The 19,432-nt window shown below is 69.6% G+C and carries 20 protein-coding genes; 9 read left to right on the plus strand and 11 right to left on the minus strand.

Annotated features, from left to right (window positions below; all coding sequences use genetic code 11):
* The first annotated feature begins 133 nt into the window (after positions 1-133).
* Positions 134-1,396 (plus strand): DNA recombination protein RmuC, encoded by a 1,263-nt coding sequence (locus DEI98_RS11735; RefSeq protein WP_111100837.1) that lies wholly within the window; start codon positions 134-136, stop codon positions 1,394-1,396.
* A 23-nt stretch (positions 1,397-1,419) separates the two neighbouring features.
* On the plus strand, positions 1,420-2,520 hold the full coding sequence (locus tag DEI98_RS11740; RefSeq protein ID WP_111100838.1) for a DUF1266 domain-containing protein: 1,101 nt from the start codon (positions 1,420-1,422) through the stop codon (positions 2,518-2,520).
* Between the two features lie 30 nt (positions 2,521-2,550).
* Here DEI98_RS11740 and DEI98_RS11745 read toward each other — a convergent pair whose 3' ends face one another.
* The 9 genes from DEI98_RS11745 to glpX form a co-directional block, all read right to left on the minus strand.
* Positions 2,551-3,126 carry a hypothetical protein gene (locus tag DEI98_RS11745; protein WP_111100839.1) on the minus strand — a complete coding sequence of 192 codons (576 nt, stop codon included), beginning with the start codon at positions 3,124-3,126 and terminating at the stop codon, positions 2,551-2,553.
* 179 nt (positions 3,127-3,305) lie between these two features.
* A complete protein-coding gene (locus tag DEI98_RS11750; protein ID WP_111100840.1) occupies positions 3,306-4,067 on the minus strand; it encodes a PoNe immunity protein domain-containing protein in 762 nt (253 codons plus the stop codon).
* Positions 4,067-4,618, minus strand: a complete 552-nt coding sequence (locus tag DEI98_RS11755; RefSeq protein ID WP_111100841.1) for an RNA 2'-phosphotransferase — start codon at positions 4,616-4,618, stop codon at positions 4,067-4,069. Before DEI98_RS11755 ends, DEI98_RS11750 begins: the two co-directional genes overlap by 1 nt.
* A gap of 3 nt (positions 4,619-4,621) precedes the next feature.
* The gene (locus DEI98_RS18390) at positions 4,622-5,122 is read right to left on the minus strand and encodes an SMI1/KNR4 family protein (protein WP_146243510.1); all 501 of its coding nucleotides are present in this window, start codon (positions 5,120-5,122) and stop codon (positions 4,622-4,624) included.
* 30 nt (positions 5,123-5,152) lie between these two features.
* Positions 5,153-5,698 (minus strand): suppressor of fused domain protein, encoded by a 546-nt coding sequence (locus DEI98_RS11765; RefSeq protein ID WP_111094719.1) that lies wholly within the window; start codon positions 5,696-5,698, stop codon positions 5,153-5,155.
* Positions 5,695-6,465, minus strand: a complete 771-nt coding sequence (locus DEI98_RS11770) for an ankyrin repeat domain-containing protein (RefSeq protein ID WP_111100842.1) — start codon at positions 6,463-6,465, stop codon at positions 5,695-5,697. Before DEI98_RS11770 ends, DEI98_RS11765 begins: the two co-directional genes overlap by 4 nt.
* A gap of 9 nt (positions 6,466-6,474) precedes the next feature.
* On the minus strand, positions 6,475-7,992 hold the full coding sequence (locus DEI98_RS11775; protein ID WP_146243511.1) for a GH-E family nuclease: 1,518 nt from the start codon (positions 7,990-7,992) through the stop codon (positions 6,475-6,477).
* 68 nt (positions 7,993-8,060) lie between these two features.
* Entirely contained in the window at positions 8,061-8,957 is an 897-nt protein-coding gene (locus tag DEI98_RS11780; protein ID WP_111038843.1) for a hypothetical protein, read from the minus strand.
* Between the two features lie 83 nt (positions 8,958-9,040).
* Complete coding sequence (gene glpX / locus DEI98_RS11785; RefSeq protein WP_017886722.1) at positions 9,041-10,030, minus strand: class II fructose-bisphosphatase; 990 nt, start codon at positions 10,028-10,030, stop codon at positions 9,041-9,043.
* Positions 10,031-10,189: 159 nt separating this feature from the next.
* Between glpX and fbaA the strand changes: the two genes are divergently transcribed.
* Positions 10,190-11,218, plus strand: a complete 1,029-nt coding sequence (fbaA, locus tag DEI98_RS11790; protein WP_017886723.1) for a class II fructose-bisphosphate aldolase — start codon at positions 10,190-10,192, stop codon at positions 11,216-11,218.
* A gap of 105 nt (positions 11,219-11,323) precedes the next feature.
* The gene (locus DEI98_RS11795; protein ID WP_111100844.1) at positions 11,324-12,583 is read left to right on the plus strand and encodes a M18 family aminopeptidase; all 1,260 of its coding nucleotides are present in this window, start codon (positions 11,324-11,326) and stop codon (positions 12,581-12,583) included.
* A gap of 436 nt (positions 12,584-13,019) precedes the next feature.
* On the opposite strand, the gene DEI98_RS11800 is transcribed toward DEI98_RS11795, so the two are convergent.
* Both DEI98_RS11800 and DEI98_RS11805 read right to left on the minus strand, forming a co-directional pair.
* Complete coding sequence (locus DEI98_RS11800; RefSeq protein ID WP_111100845.1) at positions 13,020-13,766, minus strand: DUF6264 family protein; 747 nt, start codon at positions 13,764-13,766, stop codon at positions 13,020-13,022.
* Entirely contained in the window at positions 13,763-14,827 is a 1,065-nt protein-coding gene (locus DEI98_RS11805) for a 4-hydroxy-3-methylbut-2-enyl diphosphate reductase (RefSeq protein ID WP_081827167.1), read from the minus strand. Before DEI98_RS11805 ends, DEI98_RS11800 begins: the two co-directional genes overlap by 4 nt.
* Positions 14,828-14,953: 126 nt before the next feature.
* On the opposite strand from DEI98_RS11805, the gene xseA reads away from it, so the two are divergent.
* From xseA to DEI98_RS11830, 5 genes are all read left to right on the plus strand, one after another.
* Positions 14,954-16,189: an exodeoxyribonuclease VII large subunit gene (gene xseA, locus DEI98_RS11810; RefSeq protein ID WP_111055645.1), complete on the plus strand. Its 1,236-nt coding sequence runs from the start codon at positions 14,954-14,956 to the stop codon at positions 16,187-16,189.
* 71 nt (positions 16,190-16,260) lie between these two features.
* Positions 16,261-16,506 (plus strand): exodeoxyribonuclease VII small subunit, encoded by a 246-nt coding sequence (locus DEI98_RS11815; RefSeq protein WP_017886728.1) that lies wholly within the window; start codon positions 16,261-16,263, stop codon positions 16,504-16,506.
* A complete protein-coding gene (locus DEI98_RS11820) occupies positions 16,503-17,138 on the plus strand; it encodes a DUF4245 domain-containing protein (protein ID WP_110864396.1) in 636 nt (211 codons plus the stop codon). Before DEI98_RS11815 ends, DEI98_RS11820 begins: the two co-directional genes overlap by 4 nt.
* A gap of 56 nt (positions 17,139-17,194) precedes the next feature.
* The gene (locus tag DEI98_RS11825; RefSeq protein WP_027464510.1) at positions 17,195-17,809 is read left to right on the plus strand and encodes a carbonic anhydrase; all 615 of its coding nucleotides are present in this window, start codon (positions 17,195-17,197) and stop codon (positions 17,807-17,809) included.
* A 126-nt stretch (positions 17,810-17,935) separates the two neighbouring features.
* Positions 17,936-19,339, plus strand: coding sequence for an aspartate ammonia-lyase (locus tag DEI98_RS11830; protein WP_111038845.1), 1,404 nt, complete (start codon positions 17,936-17,938; stop codon positions 19,337-19,339).
* Positions 19,340-19,432 lie beyond the last annotated feature (93 nt).

The following is a 19,432-nucleotide window of genomic DNA, read 5'->3' on the forward strand; positions in this document are numbered from 1 at the left end:
TGTTTGCCCTAATGTCATGACATGGATTCCGTGGTCCGTCACGTTGGTCCCGTGGCGCTGGTCACGCTCGTTCTGCGGGGCGCGCCGGAGTGCCGGGAGGCGCGGTGTCGGTGGGTTCTGCCAGGGTCGCGACATGCAGATCCTCGCCCTGGTCATCGGTCTCGTGATCGGCATCGCCGCCGGTGCGGTCGTCGCCTGGTCGCTCGCCCGCTCGCGCGCGGGCGTCGACGCCGCGTCGGCCCGCGCGACGGCCGAGGCACTCCGCGGCCAGCTCGAGGCAGTGCGGCGTGACGCCGAGGAACACCTCGACGCCCAGGACACGCAGTACCGCCGCCAGGTCGACTCGCTCGAGCGGCGCTCCGCCGAGCTCGAGCACCTGGTGCAGCGCATGCACGGCGTCGACGCGGCACGGAACCAGAACGAGTCCAAGGTGCTCTCCGCGCTCAGCCCCGTGGCGCAGACGCTCGACGTGATGCGCACGAAGATCGCCGAGCTCGAGCAGTCGCGGAGCGAGCAGTACGGCGCGCTGTCGGCGCAGCTCCGGTCGGCCGCCGAGTCGGAAGAGCGCCTGCGCGCCACTGCCGACACCCTGGCCAGCGCCCTGTCGTCGAACAGCACGCGCGGCGTCTGGGGCGAGACGCAGCTGCGCAACGTGGTCGAGGCCGCCGGGCTGCTCGAACGCGTCGACTTCGACGTGCAGTCCTCCGTCACCACCGCCGTCGGCTCCGCCCGCCCGGACATGGTCGTGCACCTGCCCGGCGGCAAGACCATCGCCGTCGACGCCAAGGTGCCGTTCAGCGCCTACCTGCAGGCCGCCGAGATCCCGGCGACCGCCACCGGCGCCGAGGCAGCCCGACGCGACCAGCTCATCGCCCAGCACGTCAAGGCGCTCCGAGCGCACGTCGACGCCCTCGCCGCACGGGAGTACTGGACCGGCTACGACGCCTCCCCCGAGCTCACCGTCGCCTTCATCCCGTCCGAGTCCCTCATCTCGAGCGCCCTCGCCGCCGATCCCGGCCTGCTCGACCACGCCTTCCGCAAGCGCATCGCGCTCGCTTCACCCGTGACCCTGTGGTCCGTGCTCAAGACCGTGGCGTTCTCGTGGCAGCAGGACGTCGTCTCGCAAGAGGCCCACGAGCTCTTCAAGGTCTCCCGCGAGCTCTACGGCCGGCTGTCCACGATGGCCGGGCACGTCGACAAGCTCGGCCGCTCGATCCGGGGCTCCGTCGTCGACTACAACCGGTTCGTCGGGTCCCTCGAGCGCCAGGTGCTGCCGAGCGCCCGTCGGCTGTCGCTGCTCGACGAGTCGAAGGTCATCGCCGACCCGTCGTCGATCGAGGACGAGCCGCGGCTGCTCACGGCGCCGGAGCTCGTCGGCGCCGTCGACGAGGACTGAGCCGCTCGCTACGATCGATCGTCATGGGGGAAGCACTGCAGAACCATCCCGGCGACCGCGAGTTCCCGGTCCGTCCACGCTGGCGGCACCGGGCGATGGTCGCCAAGGCGCGGAAGCAGACCGGGCGACGACGGGACCGCGCCGCAGCGTGGATCACCATGGCGATCGCGATCGTGGCATTCTTCGTCGCCCTCGTCGCCGCCACAGCCGGTCCGTACGACGTCCGGGCGCACTTCGGGTACGGCATCCAGGCGGTGTGGCGCTGCTTCCTGATCGCCGTCGTCGTGTGGTTCGTGCTGACCTTCATCACCTCGCTCCGTGACATCGGGCTGCCGGTGCGGGAACAGCGGCGGTACCGGGAGCGCACCGGTGCCCGCGAGCTGCCCGTCCACCGACTGCAGCAGCTGGCCCTCGCCTCGTTCGGCGACTTCCACGAAGGATGGTGGCCAGCGTCGCTCGCCCCGTACGGTTCGCGGGTGGAGCTCGGCGGCGAGTACCTGCAGGACACCACGCCGTCGCCCTTCGTGACGATCCCCCTGCCCCCGCTGACGTTCCTGCGCCGCGAACTCGACGAGACCTACAAGATCGCCAGCGGGCGGGACGCACAGGCCTTCGCCGTCGACCTGCTCGGTCCGAAGAGCGTGTCGTGGCAGTTCCTCGCGTTGAGCCGATCCGCCGAGGGTGAGACCCGGCTCACCCGGCTGTCCTCACTGCTCGGCACCGACCCGTGGGCAGGCTCGAGCCTGCTCGAACGCCGAGCGGACCGCCCGCCGAAGCTGCTCTGGTCGATGGACGTCAAGAACGCGGTCACCGCCGTCCGAGGTGCGTACGCCGCCGGGCTCCTGAGCGAGGACGATGCCTGGTCGTCGATCGACCTGGTCGCCGATGTCGCCTTCACCCTGTTCGACTCGTGGGACGACTACTTCGACAACCTGCGGGCCGCGTACGCCCTGGTCTACGACGAGCTCAAGACGGTGCAGGAGTTCGATGCCGGGCGGCGTGAGCTCTTCGCCTCGAACTGGCCGGTCACGCGGTTGCCGTGGCCGGGGTCGCCGGGAGCCCCACTGCCCCGATCCGTCAGCGACCCGCTGTGGGCGGACGAGGACGACGCGTCGGTCTCCTGACCACGACAGAATCAACCTAGGGGCGACTGCTCATGCGTCGGAGGAGCCGGGGAACGCGCGGACTGCCTCGGCGTTGCGGTCCCACTCCGCTGCGATCCGCCCGATCGGCCACGCGTCAGACCCGCCGAACAGCCACATGGTCCCCAGGATCACCATGTCCGATGCGAACGCGGCGAGATGCCCCGAAACCGGCATGAACTCGTCCATCTCCCGTTCCTCGGCAGACCGGTCGATGTGGTGCCGAAGCGCCTTCCCTTGCATCAACGGCTCTCTCACCGTCCATCCGGCAGTCCGTGCCGCAACCGATGGTGGGCGGGAGTCGCGAGCGGCTGCGAATGCCACCGCCGCGTCGGCACCACGCTGCCTCGTCCATTGGGTGTGGGACACACCCTCGTCAGGGACGCGCAGCGCGCGTGCCGCCGTGCTCACACGGGAAGCGTCCCCGTAGACCGCGATCAACACCGATCCCCAGATCAGTGCAGCCCCGCCCGGAACCGTGACGAACGACTTCACCCGAGCCGCCTTCTCGAAGGCGTTCCGGACCTGCTTCGGAACGTCCATCGAGGACGGATCGAGCGCTGTGCGGAGTACTTCGACGTCGATCACCTTGAACCACCTTCGTTCGTGTCGCGACCGGGAGCCTTCGCCGCGACAGGGCGCTGCTCGACCGCCAGTTGACCGCCTTCACCGAGAGTCTCGCTGGGAGGAGTGCACGCGATTGCCCCGTCGACACTCGTTCGTCTCGTTGCCTCACCTGGGCTGCCCGACCAAAGATCTGTCGAACTTCACAAGAGATCCGCTGGGAGGAAGGGCGACACAACGTCGTCGAGGTGCGCATCGATGGCACTGGCCACCGCAGGCAGTTCCATCGCCCAGTACCCGATGAAACCTTGACCGTACGAGTCACCGGGTCTGACCCGTTCCAGGGACCCCATCCAGCTCATCGACTTCATACGCGTTGGCCAGTCCGTCAGATAGGTCTGGATCGTGCGGTCCGCTTCTTCGGGCCGTTGAAGAACCGCCAGCAGAGGCCGCGCAACCCTGGGCGTCGAAGCCGCAGGGGATCCGCTGGGGAGGGCCAGCCGGTGTGCAGAAGCAAGAGCCGAGAACAACGGATCCGCGCCCTGCCTGATCACGGACTCGAGTATCGTCCGCGCGCTGTCGTCCCGACCACAGCCCGTCGTGATCCCGAGAAGTTGCAAGATGCTGATGTAGTACTCGTTCCCGTCGCTGAGGCGGGGCGAAGGACCGGCATCGGAGAGAGCGGAGGTGACCCAAGCACGGTACGAGGCCGCGACGGACTCGGCTACATCGCCGATCTCATCGACGCTGACACCTGCGGAGTACTGCACGACCAGATGCTTGAGGCCCATGTGCCATTCGCCGCGCAACGCCCTCAGTCGCTTCTCCGCATCCGTTGCTCGGTGCACCGCTGCCCTGCGCCCCTCCCAGTTGGTTGAGGTGACTTGCATGGCACTCCGCCAGTAGCGACCGTTGAACTCGCTCGCCCGCTGGCGCAGCCCAGCATTCCGTCGGAACAGCGGCATCAGGATCGGGAGGTTTCCGCCGAGATGTACTGAGCGGGAACGAACAAGGCCAGGGTCACCCGGTCGTGCCCCTCCGAGAACTCCACGCCCTCCAGGTGGGCGCGAGCTGCATCGATTCGCAACATGACGGGAGCGGTGGACTTGCGCCGCCCAGCCTGCAGAGCCAGCTCGCGATCGGTCGTCAGATGCGCGTACTGGCGACCCATCGGCAAGAGCCCGTCGCGCAGGATCGACTCAACCGCAGCGGGGGAAGTTGCGTGCCAGAGCACCGGCTGCGGCACGATCAATTGCTTCACGATGCGCTCGTCGATCGAGTGCCCGTACTGGGCACGGATCCGGGCGCCTTCGACGGCGAAGCGCTGCTTGTCGGATTCGACCACCACACGGTGAACATCGTCCTCGGACGCTGCCACGCCCGCCCGCTGCAAGGCGTCCACGAGGTCTACAAGCGGGACGCTCCCGTCGGCGTCGAGCTCCAGCCCGTACGCACGCGGTTCGTGCCGCAGCGCGTGCGACATCGCCTTGCTGATCGACGTGTCCCTACGAGGCATGCCTCAGTCCTCTTCCCGCTCCGCGACCCACGCTGCTCGATGCTCCTCCATCTCTTCCCACCAGACGTCGAAGGATGTCCACTGCCCCCGGTACTCCGTCCCGGGCGAAGCGAACGTGTGGATGATCAGCACGGGAGGGTTGCCCGAATGGTCGCCACCGTCAAAGCAGAACACATCGTCTGTGTCCTGGTGCTTTGCGAAGGGTACGAGGGAACGGGTCGGATACTGCTTCCCAACGATGTCAACCCAGTCCGTTGCCTGGTTCTCGTACTCAGACGTCCACATGAAGGGATCGATTTCGGGAAGCGGGTCCTGTGCAAGGACACGTTGGAATCGTTCGGGATACTGGAATCCCTCAACCGCGATCAAACGCGCTTCGATTTGCCGTTCCTCGACGGTTGTGAGCCTACGTTCCCTCACTGTGGCCCTCCGGTGAGCTTCGGCAGGTCGTGAGACCCGGCTGGCTTCGCTTTCGACCAGTTCGTACCTCAGCGCACTGTCCAAACCTCGGCCGCTCCGGCTTCCCGAAGTTCATCAGCGCTTGAGGTTCAAGAGATCCCGATCATCGAGTTTCCCGAGCTCCGAATCGCGCTCAGTCTCTGGTGTGCGCGTGAGCGTCTCGAGCTCTTCGTCAGTCAGCGGGAGCATCGAGACGAACGTGGTCTGCACTTCACGGCCATCACGACGCGTCGCTGACTCTGCCGGGAGCCACGGGTTGACATCGGCGATCAAGCCCGAGATGCGCGTTCCGATGAGAAGCGGTTCGCTGTTCCCGACCAGATCGCCGTAGCTGAACCCGCGCCCGCGTTCAAGGGCGACTTCCAACGCGGTCTGCAGCAGAATGAGCGCGCCTTCCCAGTGGTCAGCTTGCACTGTCACGAGGAGTTCTTGGGGAAACATGCTTGCGATCGGACGCTCAGCCAATCCCGCGGACATCACCACGACGAACGGTTCCTTGGGGCCGGAGATCGCCAGAAGGTCGATCCCATCGACCTCGCCGACCTGCTGCGCAGCACCGACGTCGGCTCCGAGGAACGAGGCAATCCATCCTACGTCTTGCACAACACGTGGCAGGGTCATGCACGCTCCTTCTTGGCCGCTGCGTCAAGGGTCTTGATCAGGGGCTTCGGCGCCAGGAATGCTCGCGCGAACCCTTGAGCGGTGAAGCCGTCTGCACCAACCTTGCGGGCTTTGGCTCCGGCACTCAACATCGCATTTGCACCCGACACCGCGTCGCCCACAGCGAGCGGGTGCGGGTTGGGTCGATTTGGTCGCACAGGAAGAGCACGTCGGACGAGGAGACGAAGCGGGGTCTCCCCATCTACCGTCGAGTTGAGCACGGCCGGATCGGCTCGAACCGCCGCTTGAATATCGGCGAGTGACCCGCGCGCAGCGGCCTCAAACACGACTGATCCATCCCCCTCGTCCTCATCGACCGCCCGAACTCGGTGCAGCGCGGTGATGAGACCGGCGGGCGCGTCCGCAAGGATTCGAGCGTAGCTCAGCGGGGTCGCGCCAAGGTCGTTGACGGAGCAGGGATCGGCTCCGGCAGCGAGCAAGAGGGTCACCGGATCGATTCCGCCGTCACCCGAGTTGGCTACTGCGAGTTGCAGAGCCGTCGACCCCCATCGATCCCGCGCGTCTACCTCCACCCCGAGGTCCAAGAGCGCTCGCATCGCTTGCACCGCACCGTTCTGAGCGGCGAAGTGGAGCGGCGTGATGGCATCCGGGTTCACTCGTGACGCTGCCGACGCTTCGAAACCTTCAGCTGCTGTCCTCGCGATCGCCCTCGGATCGTCGGCCGTGATCGCGTCCCAGAAAGCAGAACTGTCGGTTGCAGTGCTCATCGGTTGATTCTATCCAGCGCTTCCGCGTCCGGCCTCGTGCGCATGTGACATGTTCTCGTCAGGATCCTCGAGTCGGAACTTCTTCGGATCGTTCTCGTGTTCGATGACGCGCCGTCGACTCCACCCGTTCTCCGTGGCATGAATGCGGGTCTCGCTCCACTCGTGGCCAGGGCGGTGCCCGTAATGCACCGCTCCGACCTCCGGCACAGTCATGCCGGTGTCAGACGGACGACCCGTCTTCGGATCATGCAGCACAGGGTGCCCCTCCGGCGTCCGTTTGATCGGGATGACGGTACCGGTACCGGTACCGGAAAGGATGTCACCGTCGGGGGTCCGCTCTGCGTCCCGGATGATCGCCAACTTGGTGTCTTTCCGCAGGCGAACTCTGCTCCGGACGGCTGGGTTGGCGCGCACACGCGCGGCTAGTTCTGGGGAGACGTCCCGCAGCGTTCTCCTGATCTTCGTGCCTGTCTCGACAGCCTTCGTCGAGGCGGCGACCACCTTCGGAGCGCTTGCGAGCTTGCCAGCTACCCGCGCGATCGCCGCGGTTCGTCCCAGGGCACCAGCACCGGGGACGCAGTCGAGCAGGGAGAACGCGAGGTCCCACCCGTCGGCTTCGCCCTTGCTCATCTTGTACAACGTGTCCGCCAACACCACGAGCGCGATCGCCGCGATGACCAACGTCCACGGCCCCGGGATGATCATCGCGATGATCCCACCCACCGCGACGACGACCTTCGCCACCGACACGATGGTCTCCCACGCCTCGGACCCGAAGATCTTGTCCCACGTGGACTGCTTCCCGAGGCCCGCGTCCGCAGCGTCACCGATCTTCGTCGCAGTCCGCTGCTCCGCGTCCTGCCAATCACCCTTCGCATCCGCCACGAGCCGCTTCGCCGCATCGATCCGCGACTGCGCCGCCGAGATGTCCCCCTGCGCCGACGACACCGACCCCTGCGCGACGGAAGCGTTGTCGGACGCTGCCCGCAACTGCGCCGGCGAGGGAACATCCACCCCGTCCGGCACGTCGGAACCTGCCGGGTACTCGTCCGCAACCTTCGACAGGTCCTTCGACGCGGACTCGTAGTGCGACAACGTCGACTGCGCATCCGCCAACCGGTCCTGCGCCGCGGCGAGGTCACCGGTGGCGTCCTTCGCATCCGCCAACGCACCATCAGCCCGGTACTGGGTGTCATCGACCGAGTCCGCCCACCCCGACAACGCCGTCGCGGCGAGTTCGTACGAATCGACGAGCTTGGTCAGGTCCGACGGGGTGTCCTCGATCGCGTCGACGAACACATCCGCGGCTTCACCCTCCCAGTCGGTCAGCCACCCGGAGCCCTTCACCGACTTCAGCCGCGTCGAGGCGTCATCGGCCGCGTCGGAGATGCGCTGGTACTCCCGCGCCATCATCCGCAACGTCGACGGATCACCCTTGACCGGATCATCACCCTGATCGACAACGTCCCACCCCGACGGCCGCCCCATCATTCCTCCCCAGGTCCGATCTCTCGCGCCGTTGTCCACAAGCGCGCGAGTGTGACCATATCAGGGGGCAGCGACGGGGACGAGTGCCACCGACCGGGGTCGACCCGTCAGAGGGCCGCGCGGACCGACTCGAGATCCGGGAAACCGCGGAGCCGGTAGCGCGTCGGGCGGACCTCGAGTTCCTCGATCAACCCGGAGGCCAGCTCCCGCAGCCGACCGAACGGCACGGGCTGCGTCTGCCCGTCGAGGGTCACGAGCACGATCGTGTCGACCGCGGCGACGACGGTCTCGACGTCCTCCGTCCACGACGAGTACGAGAAGGCCGGGTCGTCCTCGGCCAGCCGGGCGACCGAGACCGCACCGACGTGGACGTCCTCGCCCCGCCGGTCGAACGACTCCTGCAGGGCGTCCTGCTGCAGGTTCGCGGCGGTCGCCGTCCAGAGCGCGCGGATCGTCCGGAGCTCGCCGTCGAGCGACGGGTGCTCGAACCGCACCCACCCGTCACCGCGCAGCACCATGGGCGGTCCGCTCAGGACCTCGCCCTCGTCGTCGGCCAGGATCTGCTGGGCGACACCGGCCGCGACCTGGAGCCCGTCCTCGTCCTGGTCGCCGGTGACGATGAACGTCGTCGGCGCAACCGGGAAGACCACTGCGCTGCCGCGGAACTCGATCCCCTGGAACGCCTGCGGTGCGAGCACGAGCACCACGGCGAGGTCGGGGTCCTGGATGACGATCGTGCCGGGCTGGATCACCGCCACGTCGCCTCCGGCCTGCTCCTGCGCGGCGGCGACGGCTGCACGCAGGACGTCGTCGTCCGCCCAGCCCATCTCGGCGAGCGCCGGCGCGGTGAGGATCGCACCGTCCTCGTCCGCCAGGATCACGCCGAGGTCGGGCGCCACCGGCACGACGTGCGGCAGCCGGTCGGCCGTGCCGTCCGCCTCCGCGTGCAGCGTGCGGATGCCCGCGGTGTCCAGTCCGACGATCCGTGCCGTTGTCGCAGTCATGCGTCGAGCCTACGCAAGGGCTCGTACAACGGGGCGCCGCCGGAAGACCGGCGACGCCCCGAAGCGGCGGACGATCGTCCGGCCTAGAACCACTTCTCCGCACGGTGGTCCGCCTGGATGCGGCGGATCGTGTTCGAGCGCGAGCGGAGCACGAGCGAGTCGGTGTGGATGACGCCGCGCGAACGACGGACACCGTCGACCAGGACGCCGTCGGTGACGCCGGTGGCGACGAAGAACGTGTTGTCGCCGGTGACCAGGTCGTCCTGGTCGAGGACCTTGTCCAGGTCGTGGCCGGCGGCGATGGCGCGCTCGCGCTCCTCGTCGTCCTTCGGCTGGAGCTTGCCGAGGATCACGCCGCCGAGCGCCTTGATCGCGCACGCCGTGATGATGCCCTCGGGGGTGCCGCCGACACCGACGCACATGTCGATGGTCGAGCCGGGCAGCGCGGCGGCGATGCCACCGGCGACGTCGCCGTCGAGCAGCAGTCGCGTGCCGGCACCGGTCGCGCGGATGGCGCGGATCAGCTCGTCGTGGCGCGGGCGGTCGAGCACGGCGACGACCATGTCCTCGAGGTCCTTGCCCTTGGCCTTCGCCAGCGCGCGGATGTTGTCACCGATCGGCTTCTCGAGGTCCAGGACACCGCGACCCTCGGGGCCGGCGGCGATCTTGTCCATGTAGAAGACAGCGGAAGGGTCGTACATCGAGCCACGGTCCGAGACGGCCATGACGGAGATGGCGTTCTGGCGGCCTGCGGCGGTGAGCGAGGTGCCGTCGATCGGGTCGACCGCGATGTCGCATGCCGGGCCGTGACCGTTGCCGACGTGCTCGCCGTTGTAGAGCATCGGGGCGTTGTCCTTCTCGCCCTCGCCGATGACGACGACACCGTCGAAGTTCACGGTGCCGAGGAACTTGCGCATCGCGTCGACCGCGGCACCGTCGGCGAGGTTCTTCTCACCACGCCCGACCCACGGCTGCGCACGGATCGCGGCGGCCTCCGTCGCACGCACGAGCTCGAGCGCGAGGTTGCGGTCGGGCTGGAGGAACAGGGAGCCGGTCTCAGTCGTGGGAGTCACGACCCGAGCCTACCGACCGGCGGCCGACCGACGGTCCGGACACCGGGCCCGTGCACGCATGTGCACGCCGGACGTGAGCCGACCGCGTAACCCGGACCGCGCCTCCAGAGCTTCTGACTACGATCGGCGGGGACATCACTGAAGTCGAAGGAGATCCACGTGCCCATCGCAACGCCGGAACAGTACGCCGAGATGATCGAACGCGCGAAGGCGGGCAAGTTCGCGTACCCCGCGGTCAACGTCTCCTCCTCGCAGACCATCAACGCGGTCCTCCAGGGCCTGCAGGAAGCCGGTTCCGACGGCATCCTCCAGGTCACGACGGGCGGTGCCGACTACTTCGCCGGCCACACCATCAAGAACCGCGCAGCGGGTGCCCTCGCGATGGCGAAGTTCGCCCACGAGGTCGCCAAGAACTACGACATCACGGTCGCGCTGCACACCGACCACTGCCCGAAGGACGCCCTCGACGGCTTCGTCCTGCCGCTCATCGCGGCGAGCGAGGAAGAGGTCCGGCAGGGTCGCAACCCGATCTTCCAGTCGCACATGTGGGACGGTTCGGCCGTGCCGCTCGACGAGAACATCGAGATCGCGAAGACCATGATCGAGAAGACGCGGAACATCAACGCGATCCTCGAGGTCGAGATCGGCGTCGTCGGCGGCGAAGAGGACGGCGTCCAGCACGAGGGCACGAACGACGCGCTCTACACGACCCCGAACGACGTCGAGAAGGTCGTCGACGCGCTCGGCCTCGGCGACAAGGGCCGCTGGATCGCGGCGCTCACCTTCGGCAACGTGCACGGCGTCTACAAGCCGGGCAACGTCAAGCTCCGTCCCGAGCTCCTCGGCGAGATCCAGGCGTCCGTCGCGGCGAAGCACGGCACCGGCGAGAACCCCCTCGACCTCGTCTTCCACGGCGGCTCCGGCTCGACCGACGACGAGATCCACGAGGCCGTCCGCAACGGCGTCATCAAGATGAACATCGACACGGACACGCAGTACGCGTTCACCCGCTCGATCGCGGACTCGATGTTCCGCAACTACGAGGGTGTCCTGAAGATCGACGGCGAGGTCGGCAACAAGAAGCAGTACGACCCCCGCGCCTGGGGCAAGGTCGCCGAGACCGCCATGGCGGCTCGCGTCGTCGAGGCCGCGAAGGTCCTCGGCTCGGCCGGTCACGCCAAGGGCTGAGCAGGTCCGTCCGGTCGGGTCCACCGGCCTGGAGGAACGGGGTGCGTCCGACGGACGCGCCCCGTTCTGCGTCGGGTCGCCTCCACCGCGTGCCACGATGGGCGGGTGACCGTCGACGCCATCGCCTCCGAGTTCGCCCAGTTCGTCACCGAGTCGCCCACCGCGTTCCACGCGGCGGCGGCGACCCGTGACCGTCTCGTCACAGCCGGGTTCACCGAGCTGTCCGAGCTCGACGCCTGGCCGACCGAACCCGGTGCGTACGTGGTGGTCCGCGACGGCGCCGTCATCGCGTGGCGCCTGCCCGACGGTGCCGTCCCGACGACGCCGTTCCGGATCCTCGGTGCCCACACCGACTCCCCCGGCTTCCGCGTGAAGCCGAACCCCGGCGTGCGCACCGGGGGCTGGGAGCAGCTCAACGTCGAGGTCTACGGCGGCGCGCTCCTGTCGACCTGGTTCGACCGTGACCTGCGGATCGCCGGCCGGGTCGTCGACGCCGACGGCAGCGTGCGGCTCGTCAGCACCGATGCCGTCGCCCGCATCCCCAACCTGGCCATCCACCTCGACCGCGGGGTGAACGACGGCAAGGAGATCGACCGCCAGCGCCACACCCTGCCGATCGTCGGGGTCGACGGCGACGCCGGTGGGACCTCCGTCGTGGAGTGGCTGCTCGCCCGGCTCGGCGAGGGCGCCGTGTCGTGGGACCTGTTCCTCGCCGACACCCAGGCGCCGGCCCGGATCGGCATCGAGCGGGAGTTCCTGGCCTCCGGCCGGATGGACAACCTGACGAGCGTGCACGCCGGACTCCGGGGCATCGTCGACGCTCCGACCGATGGTGACCACATCCCGGTGTTCGCGGCGTTCGACCACGAGGAGATCGGGTCGTCGACGCCGTCCGGTGCCGGTGGTCCGTTCCTCGAGGACGTCCTCGGCCGTGTGCAGGAAGGACTCGGCGCCACCCGCTCCGAAGCAGCCCGGGCGTTCCGTGGGTCGTGGCTGCTGTCGAGCGACGCCGGGCACCTGGTGCACCCGAACCAGCCGGAGAAGCACGACCCGACGAACCGTCCGCGCCCCGGGGCCGGACCGCTGCTGAAGATCAGCGCGAACCAGCGCTACATGACCGAGGCGAAGGGCGAGGCCGTCTGGTCCGCCGCCTGCGAGACCGCCGGTGTGCCGTGGCAGCCGTTCGTCAACGTCAACACGATCCCCGGCGGCTCGACCATCGGCCCGATCGCGGCGACCCGGCTCGGGATCCCGACGATCGACATCGGCGTCGGGCTGCTCTCGATGCACTCGATCCGGGAGCTCGTGCACGTCGACGACCTGGCTGCCCTGCACGGAGCGGTCGCGGCGTTCCTGGCCGGCTGACTTCCGGCTGCTGGCTGGGGTGGTCACGACTCCCCGCACGCGCAGGGTCGATGGGTCACGAAGTGTCGGTTGCGCCGATGCCAGACGACACTTCGTGACCACTCGACGGCGGGCCCGCGGCGTGTTGCGACCACTCGGCGGTGGCTGCTGCGCTCGCCCGCGAGGCTGACGAAGCTCGCCGGAGGGACACCGGCACGCGACTGGCCGACGGACGGGCTGCCGAGAGGTCGCGACTCCCCGCACGCGCAGGGCCGAGGGGTCACGAACTGTCGATTGCGCCGGCGCCAGACGACACTTCGTGACCACTCGACGGCGGGGCCGCGGCGTGTTGCAACCACTCGGCGCCGCGAGCAGCCCGACGACGCGCGGAGACCGGCGCCGCGAGCAGCCCGACGGTCAGGCGGTCAGGCGGTCAGGCGGTCAGGCGGTCAGGCGGTCAGGCGCCGGACTGTCGCAGCATGAAGTCGACGAAGGCCTGGTCCTGCATGACCACGACGACGAACGCGATCGTGCTGATCGCCGTGGCGACGACCGCGCCGACCAGCGGCACCCAGAACGTCCGCTTCCGTGCGCGGAGCCGGCGGATGGACCACCAGGCGACCAGGGCGAAGACGACCACGTTGGTGATCGCGGCGATGGCGGCCGCCGTGCTCAGGGCGCTCGGGTCGTCCAACGCCGTGTACTGGGTCTCGAGGGTGCGCCGCACGGTGGAGGCGACCTCGCCCACGGCCAGGGACTGCACAACGGAGACGAGCCCGAAGGCGAGCAGCCCGACGGTGAGCACGAAGTCTGCCGGCGTGCGACCGAACCGGCTGCGGGCCATCGACCGCTGCGCCCCGGCAGGGACTGCACCGGATCGAGCGTCCGCACCGGCGCGTTCACCGCGGACGCCGTCGCTCGGAGCAGCGTCGCGCACCCCGGTGGCGGGGGCCTGGTCCTGCCGCTCCCGTGCCTGACGCTCCCGCTCCTGGCGTTCCTGCTCGACGAGGACCGGGTTCACCCAACCCTCTGGTGCGTACTCGCCGTACCCGGGGGCGGGACGGCCCTGGGGCCGACCGTTCGCGGGACCGGCGGCCGACGTCGCGGACGCACCCCGGGCCTCCTGGCCGGTACCAGCGCCGGCGTCGCCGTGGTTCGCCGGGTCGCGACGCGGGACCGAGGACCAGCCGTCCGAGCCGCTCATGCCCGACGCCCGCCGAGCGCGCGCGTCGGGTTGCCCGAGGCGTCGGTGCGGAGCTCCTTGGGGAGCGAGAACATCAGGTCCTCGTGCGCGGTGACGACCTCTTCGACGGCGGCGTAGCCGGCGTCGGCGAGCTGTTCGAGCACCTCGGCCACGAGTTCTTCCGGCACGGACGCACCGCTCGTCACGCCGACCGTCTCGACACCGTCGAGCCACTCCTGCTGGATCTCCTCCGCGTAGTCGACGCGGTGGGCGGCGCGGGCACCGTGCTCGAGCGCGACCTCGACCAGTCGCACGCTGTTCGACGAGTTCGCCGAGCCGACCACGATCACCAGGTCGGCACCGGGCGCGACCTTCTTGATCGCGACCTGGCGGTTCTGGGTGGCGTAGCAGATGTCGTCCGACGGGGGGTCCTGGATGGCCGGGAACTTCTCGCGCAGCAGCCGCACGGTCTCCATCGTCTCGTCGACGCTGAGCGTGGTCTGCGACAGCCAGACGAGGTTGTCCGGGTCGGGGACCGACAGCGCGGCGACGTCGTCGGGGCCGTTCACCAGGATCGTGCGGTCCGGGGCGTGCCCCATCGTGCCCTCGACCTCTTCGTGGCCGGCGTGGCCGATCAGGATGATGGTGCGCTCGGCCTTGGCGAACCGGGTGGCCTCGCGGTGGACCTTGGTGACGAGGGGGCAGGTGGCGTCGATGGCGTGCAGGTCGCGCTCGGCGGCACCCGCGACGACGGCCGGCGACACACCGTGCGCGCTGAAGACGACGTGCGAGCCCCGGGGGACCTCGGCCACGTCGTCGACGAAGACGGCACCGCGCTGCTCGAGCGTCGAGACCACGTGCACGTTGTGGACGATCTGCTTGCGGACGTAGACGGGCTCGCCGTACTGCTCCAACGCCTTCTCGACCGCGACGACCGCGCGGTCCACCCCGGCGCAGTAACCGCGCGGGGCCGCGAGCAGCACCTTCTTGGGGCCGGCGACCGGTTCGTCACGCAGTCGACCCCGTGCCGCGTGCACACGCGGCGGGGCGAGCGGGACCGTGTGGCCGTTGGTGATCGTCACGTCCCCGATGATAGGTGAGCGGCACGCACGCGACCTGGGCGCGCGGAGTGCCCGTGGAGAACACGACGTCCGTCGCCTGTCACCGGTCTCGGGCACGATGGACGTCCCAGCAGGACGAGGAGCGACATGGCGATCGAACAGGGCCCGCCGACGGCCGACAACCCGTGGCCGGTCGCGCTCCTCGGCGCGAAGCTGCGCGACTGGATCGACCGGCTCGGCACCGCGTGGGTCGAGGGCGAGATCACGCAGTGGAACGTCGCCGGCGGCAACGTGTACGGCAAGCTCAAGGACGTCGAGGTCGATGCCACCGTGTCGTTCTCCATCTGGTCGAGCGTGCGCTCCCGGGTGCCGGCGGACATCAAGCAGGGCGACCGTGTCGTCGCCGCGCTCAAGCCGAACTACTGGGTCAAGGGCGGCTCGCTGACCATGCAGGTCGTCGAGATGAAGCACGTCGGCCTCGGTGACCTGCTCGAACGCCTCGAGCGCCTCCGTCGCACCCTCGCCGAGGAAGGGCTGTTCGACCCGTCCCGCAAGCAGCGTCTGCCGTTCCTGCCGCACCGCATCGGCCTGATCACCGGCAAGGACTCCGACGCCGAGAAGGACGTCAAGCGGAACGCGCAGCTGCGGTGGCCCCAGGTGGAGTTCCGCACCGTGCACACCGCCGTGCAGGGCGAACGGACCGTGGGCGAGGTCACAGCCGCGATCCTCGAGCTCGACGCCGACCCCGAGGTCGACGTCATCATCATCGCCCGCGGCGGCGGTGACTTCCAGAACCTGCTCGGCTTCAGCGACGAAGGACTCGTCCGTGCAGCGGCCGCGGCGTCGACCCCGATCGTCTCGGCGATCGGCCACGAGGCCGACCGCCCCATCCTCGACGAGGTCGCCGACCTCCGTGCCTCGACCCCGACGGACGCCGCCAAGCGGGTCGTGCCCGACGTCGCCGAGGAGCTCGCCAACGTGCGGGCAGCCCGCGCTCGGCTCGGGCTCCGGCTCTCGCACACGCTGTCGGTCGAGGCCGACCGGCTCGCCGCGCTGCGGTCGCGCCCGGCCCTGGCGTCGACCGCGTGGCTCGTCGACACCCGTGCGGAAGAGGTCGCCCGCGACCTGTCCCGTGCCCGCGAACTGCTCGACCGCCGACTCGAGCGCGGGCACTCCGAGGTCGGGCACCTGACCGCCCGGCTCCGGGCACTCTCGCCGCGGGACACCCTGCGCCGCGGGTACGCCATCGTGCAGCGGGCCGACGGGGGTGTCGTCCGCGGCACCGACGACCTGTCCGGAGCGACGCCGGTGCACGTCACGCTCGGTGCCGGCACGGCCACGGGCACGCTCGAACCGGACGGCCCCGGCCCGGACGGCTCCTGACCACCGCGGGTGTTCTCCACAGCGTGGGTCCGGGCGACGGATCGTCGGTGGACGCTCGGTAGGATCGACCCGTGCCATCCCAGCAGGAACCCGAGCAGACCGACGTCCAGTCGCTGAGCTACGAAGCGGCCCGCGACGAACTCGTGCGCGTCGTGAGCGAGCTCGAACAGGGCTCCGCGACCCTCGAGCGTTCGCTGGCGCTCTGGGAGCGGGGCGAAGCCCTCGCCGCCCGGTGCGAAGAGTGGCTCGTCGGCGCCCGCGCTCGGCTCGACGCGGCCCGTGCCGCCAGCGACGCCCAGGACGGCTCCGGCCGATGACCGACGCCGACGGCCGCCCGATCGTCGCCGAGCTCGGTCGCCCCGAGACGGCAGAGGAGACGTGGGCCCGCAAGGACGCCGCCCGGACCGCCCGCCGACAGCACCAGACCGCGTTCAACCTGGTCATCGCGCTCATCGCCTCGCTCGGCATCGTGCTGTTCCTGGTGGCGGTCGTCGTCCGGCCCGACACCACGGTGGACCGCACCGTCGACTACCAGCAGATCGCGGCGAAGGCGAACGTCGACGACGTCACCCTGGTGGCGCCGCCGCTGCCCGACGGCTACAGCGCCAACCGCGCGGACTTCGCCAGCAAGACCACCGACGGCGTGGACGTCTGGACCGTCGGCTTCGTGACGCCGGACAAGCAGTACCTCGGTCTGCAGCAGGGCATCGACGCCAACGCCTCGTGGGTGTCGAACCAGCTCGACCAGCGCCCGTCCACCGGTGACCGCACCATCGGCGACACGGAGTGGACCGTCTACGACCGCCGCGCCGAGGGCACCGATGCCGGCAACCACGCGTACTCGCTCGTCTCGACGTTCGGCAAGAACACGATCGTGCTCTCCGGCACCGCCGACGACAAGGCGTTCCGGACCGTCGCGACCGCCGTCTCCCGAGAACTGACCGAGTAGACGACGGGCACCGCCCCGCCAGTCACCACCCCGTCCCACCCGAACCGAGGAGCCCCATGCCCGACCGCGCCGCCTCCACCCCGTCCGACGCCCTGCGCCTGCTGGTCGACGGCAACGCCCGCTTCGCCGCCGACAAGCGCCGGATGGGCCGCGTGGACCCGGACCGCCGCACCGAGCTCGAAGGATCGCAGTCGCCGTTCGCGACCGTCCTCGGCTGCTCGGACTCGCGGGTGCCGTTCGAGCACGTCTTCGACGCCGGCATCGGTGACCTGTTCGCCATCCGCAACGCCGGCCAGATCGTCGACGACGTCGTGCTCGGCTCGATCGAGTTCGCGGTCGTCGCCCTGGGCACACCGCTGGTCGTCGTGCTCCGGCACACCCGGTGCGGTGCGGTCGCTGCAGCACGCTCCGGTGAGCCCGTCCCCGCTCCGCACCTGCAGGCCCTCGTCGACGCGATCGCCCCGAGCGTCGAGAAGGTCCGACTCACCGACGCCGAGCTCCCGCAGGAAGCCGTCGGCGCCGCGCACCTCGAAGCCACCCTCCGCCAGGTGATCGAGCGCTCCGGCGCGGTCTCCGACGCCGTGGCCGAGGGTAGATTGGCCGTCGTCGGGGCGACGTACGACCTCGCCACCGGAGAAGTCACCATCGACACCGTCGTCGGCCAGGTCTGATCGACCCGACGACGACCGAGCCAGACGAAGAGCGACCCCGACGACGACCGCCCCGGCGACCCCGGGGCGCAGGCACGGGCCGGCGCGACCGCGACCGGCGAGCACCCCAGGAAGGACCACGACGACGTGACCGACACCACCCCGACCGAGTTCCGCATCGAGCACGACACCATGGGCGAGGTACGGGTGCCGAAGTCGGCGCTCTACCGTGCCCAGACCCAGCGCGCCGTCGAGAACTTCCCCATCTCGGGCACCGGGCTCGAGTCGGCGCAGATCGTGGCGCTCGCACGGATCAAGCGTGCGGCGGCCATCGTGAACGGTGAACTCGGCATCGTCGAGCCCGCCGTCGCCGACGCCATCGCCGGCGCCGCCGACCTGATCATCGGCGGGCAGCACCACGACCAGTTCCCGGTCGACGTCTACCAGACCGGCAGCGGCACGTCGTCGAACATGAACATGAACGAGGTGCTCGCGACACTGGCGTCCGACATCGCGGGCTCGGCGGTGCACCCGAACGACCACGTCAACGCCTCGCAGTCGTCGAACGACGTCTTCCCCACCTCCGTGCACGTCGCCGTGACCGAGGCGCTCCTCCGCACGCTCGTGCCCGCCCTCGAGCACCTCGCCGAGTCCCTCGAGGCGAAGGCCACGCTCTGGGCCGACGCCGTGAAGTCCGGCCGGACGCACCTGATGGACGCCACGCCCGTCACCCTCGGGCAGGAGTTCGGCGGCTACGCCCGCCAGATCCGCCTGGGCGTCGAGCGTGTGCAGGCGACGCTCCCCCGCGTCGCCGAGGTCCCGCTCGGCGGCACCGCGGTCGGCACCGGCATCAACACCCCCAAGGGCTTCCCGCAGCGGGTCATCGCCCAGCTCGCGAGCGACACCGACCTGCCGATCACCGAGGCCGTCGACCACTTCGAGGCGCAGGGCGCGCGTGACGCCCTGGTCGAGGCCTCCGGTGCGCTCAAGGTGCTCGCCGTCAGCCTGACGAAGATCAACAACGACCTGCGCTGGATGGGCTCCGGTCCGAACACCGGCCTGGGCGAGCTGCACATCCCCGACCTGCAGCCCGGCTCCTCGATCATGCCCGGCAAGGTGAACCCGGTGATCCCCGAGGCCACCCTGATGGTCGGCGCCCGGGTCATCGGCAACGACGCCACCATCGCCTGGGCCGGGGCCTCGGGTGCGTTCGAGCTCAACGTCGCCATCCCGGTGATGGGCACGGCGCTGCTCGAGTCGATCCGCCTGCTGGCGAACAGCTCGCGCGTGCTCGCGGACAAGACCATCGACGGCCTGCAGGCGAACCTCGAGCGTGCCCGCGCCTTCGCGGAGTCCTCACCGTCGATCGTCACCCCGCTCAACCGGGTCATCGGCTACGAGGCTGCGGCGAAGGTCGCGAAGTACGCCGTCGCCGAGGGCATCACCGTGCGCGAAGCCGTCGTGGCCCTCGGCCACGTCGAGCGCGGCGAGGTCACCGAGGCGCAGCTCGACGAGGCGCTCGACGTCCTGAGCATGACCCACCCGAACTGACGCGACGCTCCTGACGCACCCCCAGGACGGACGGGAGGCCCGGTGCCAGCTGGCACTGGGCCTCCCGTCCGTCAGGTGGCGGCTCGGCCCGCC

The sequence above is a fragment of the Curtobacterium sp. MCLR17_034 genome (assembly GCF_003234485.1).
Classification (GTDB): domain Bacteria; phylum Actinomycetota; class Actinomycetes; order Actinomycetales; family Microbacteriaceae; genus Curtobacterium; species Curtobacterium flaccumfaciens.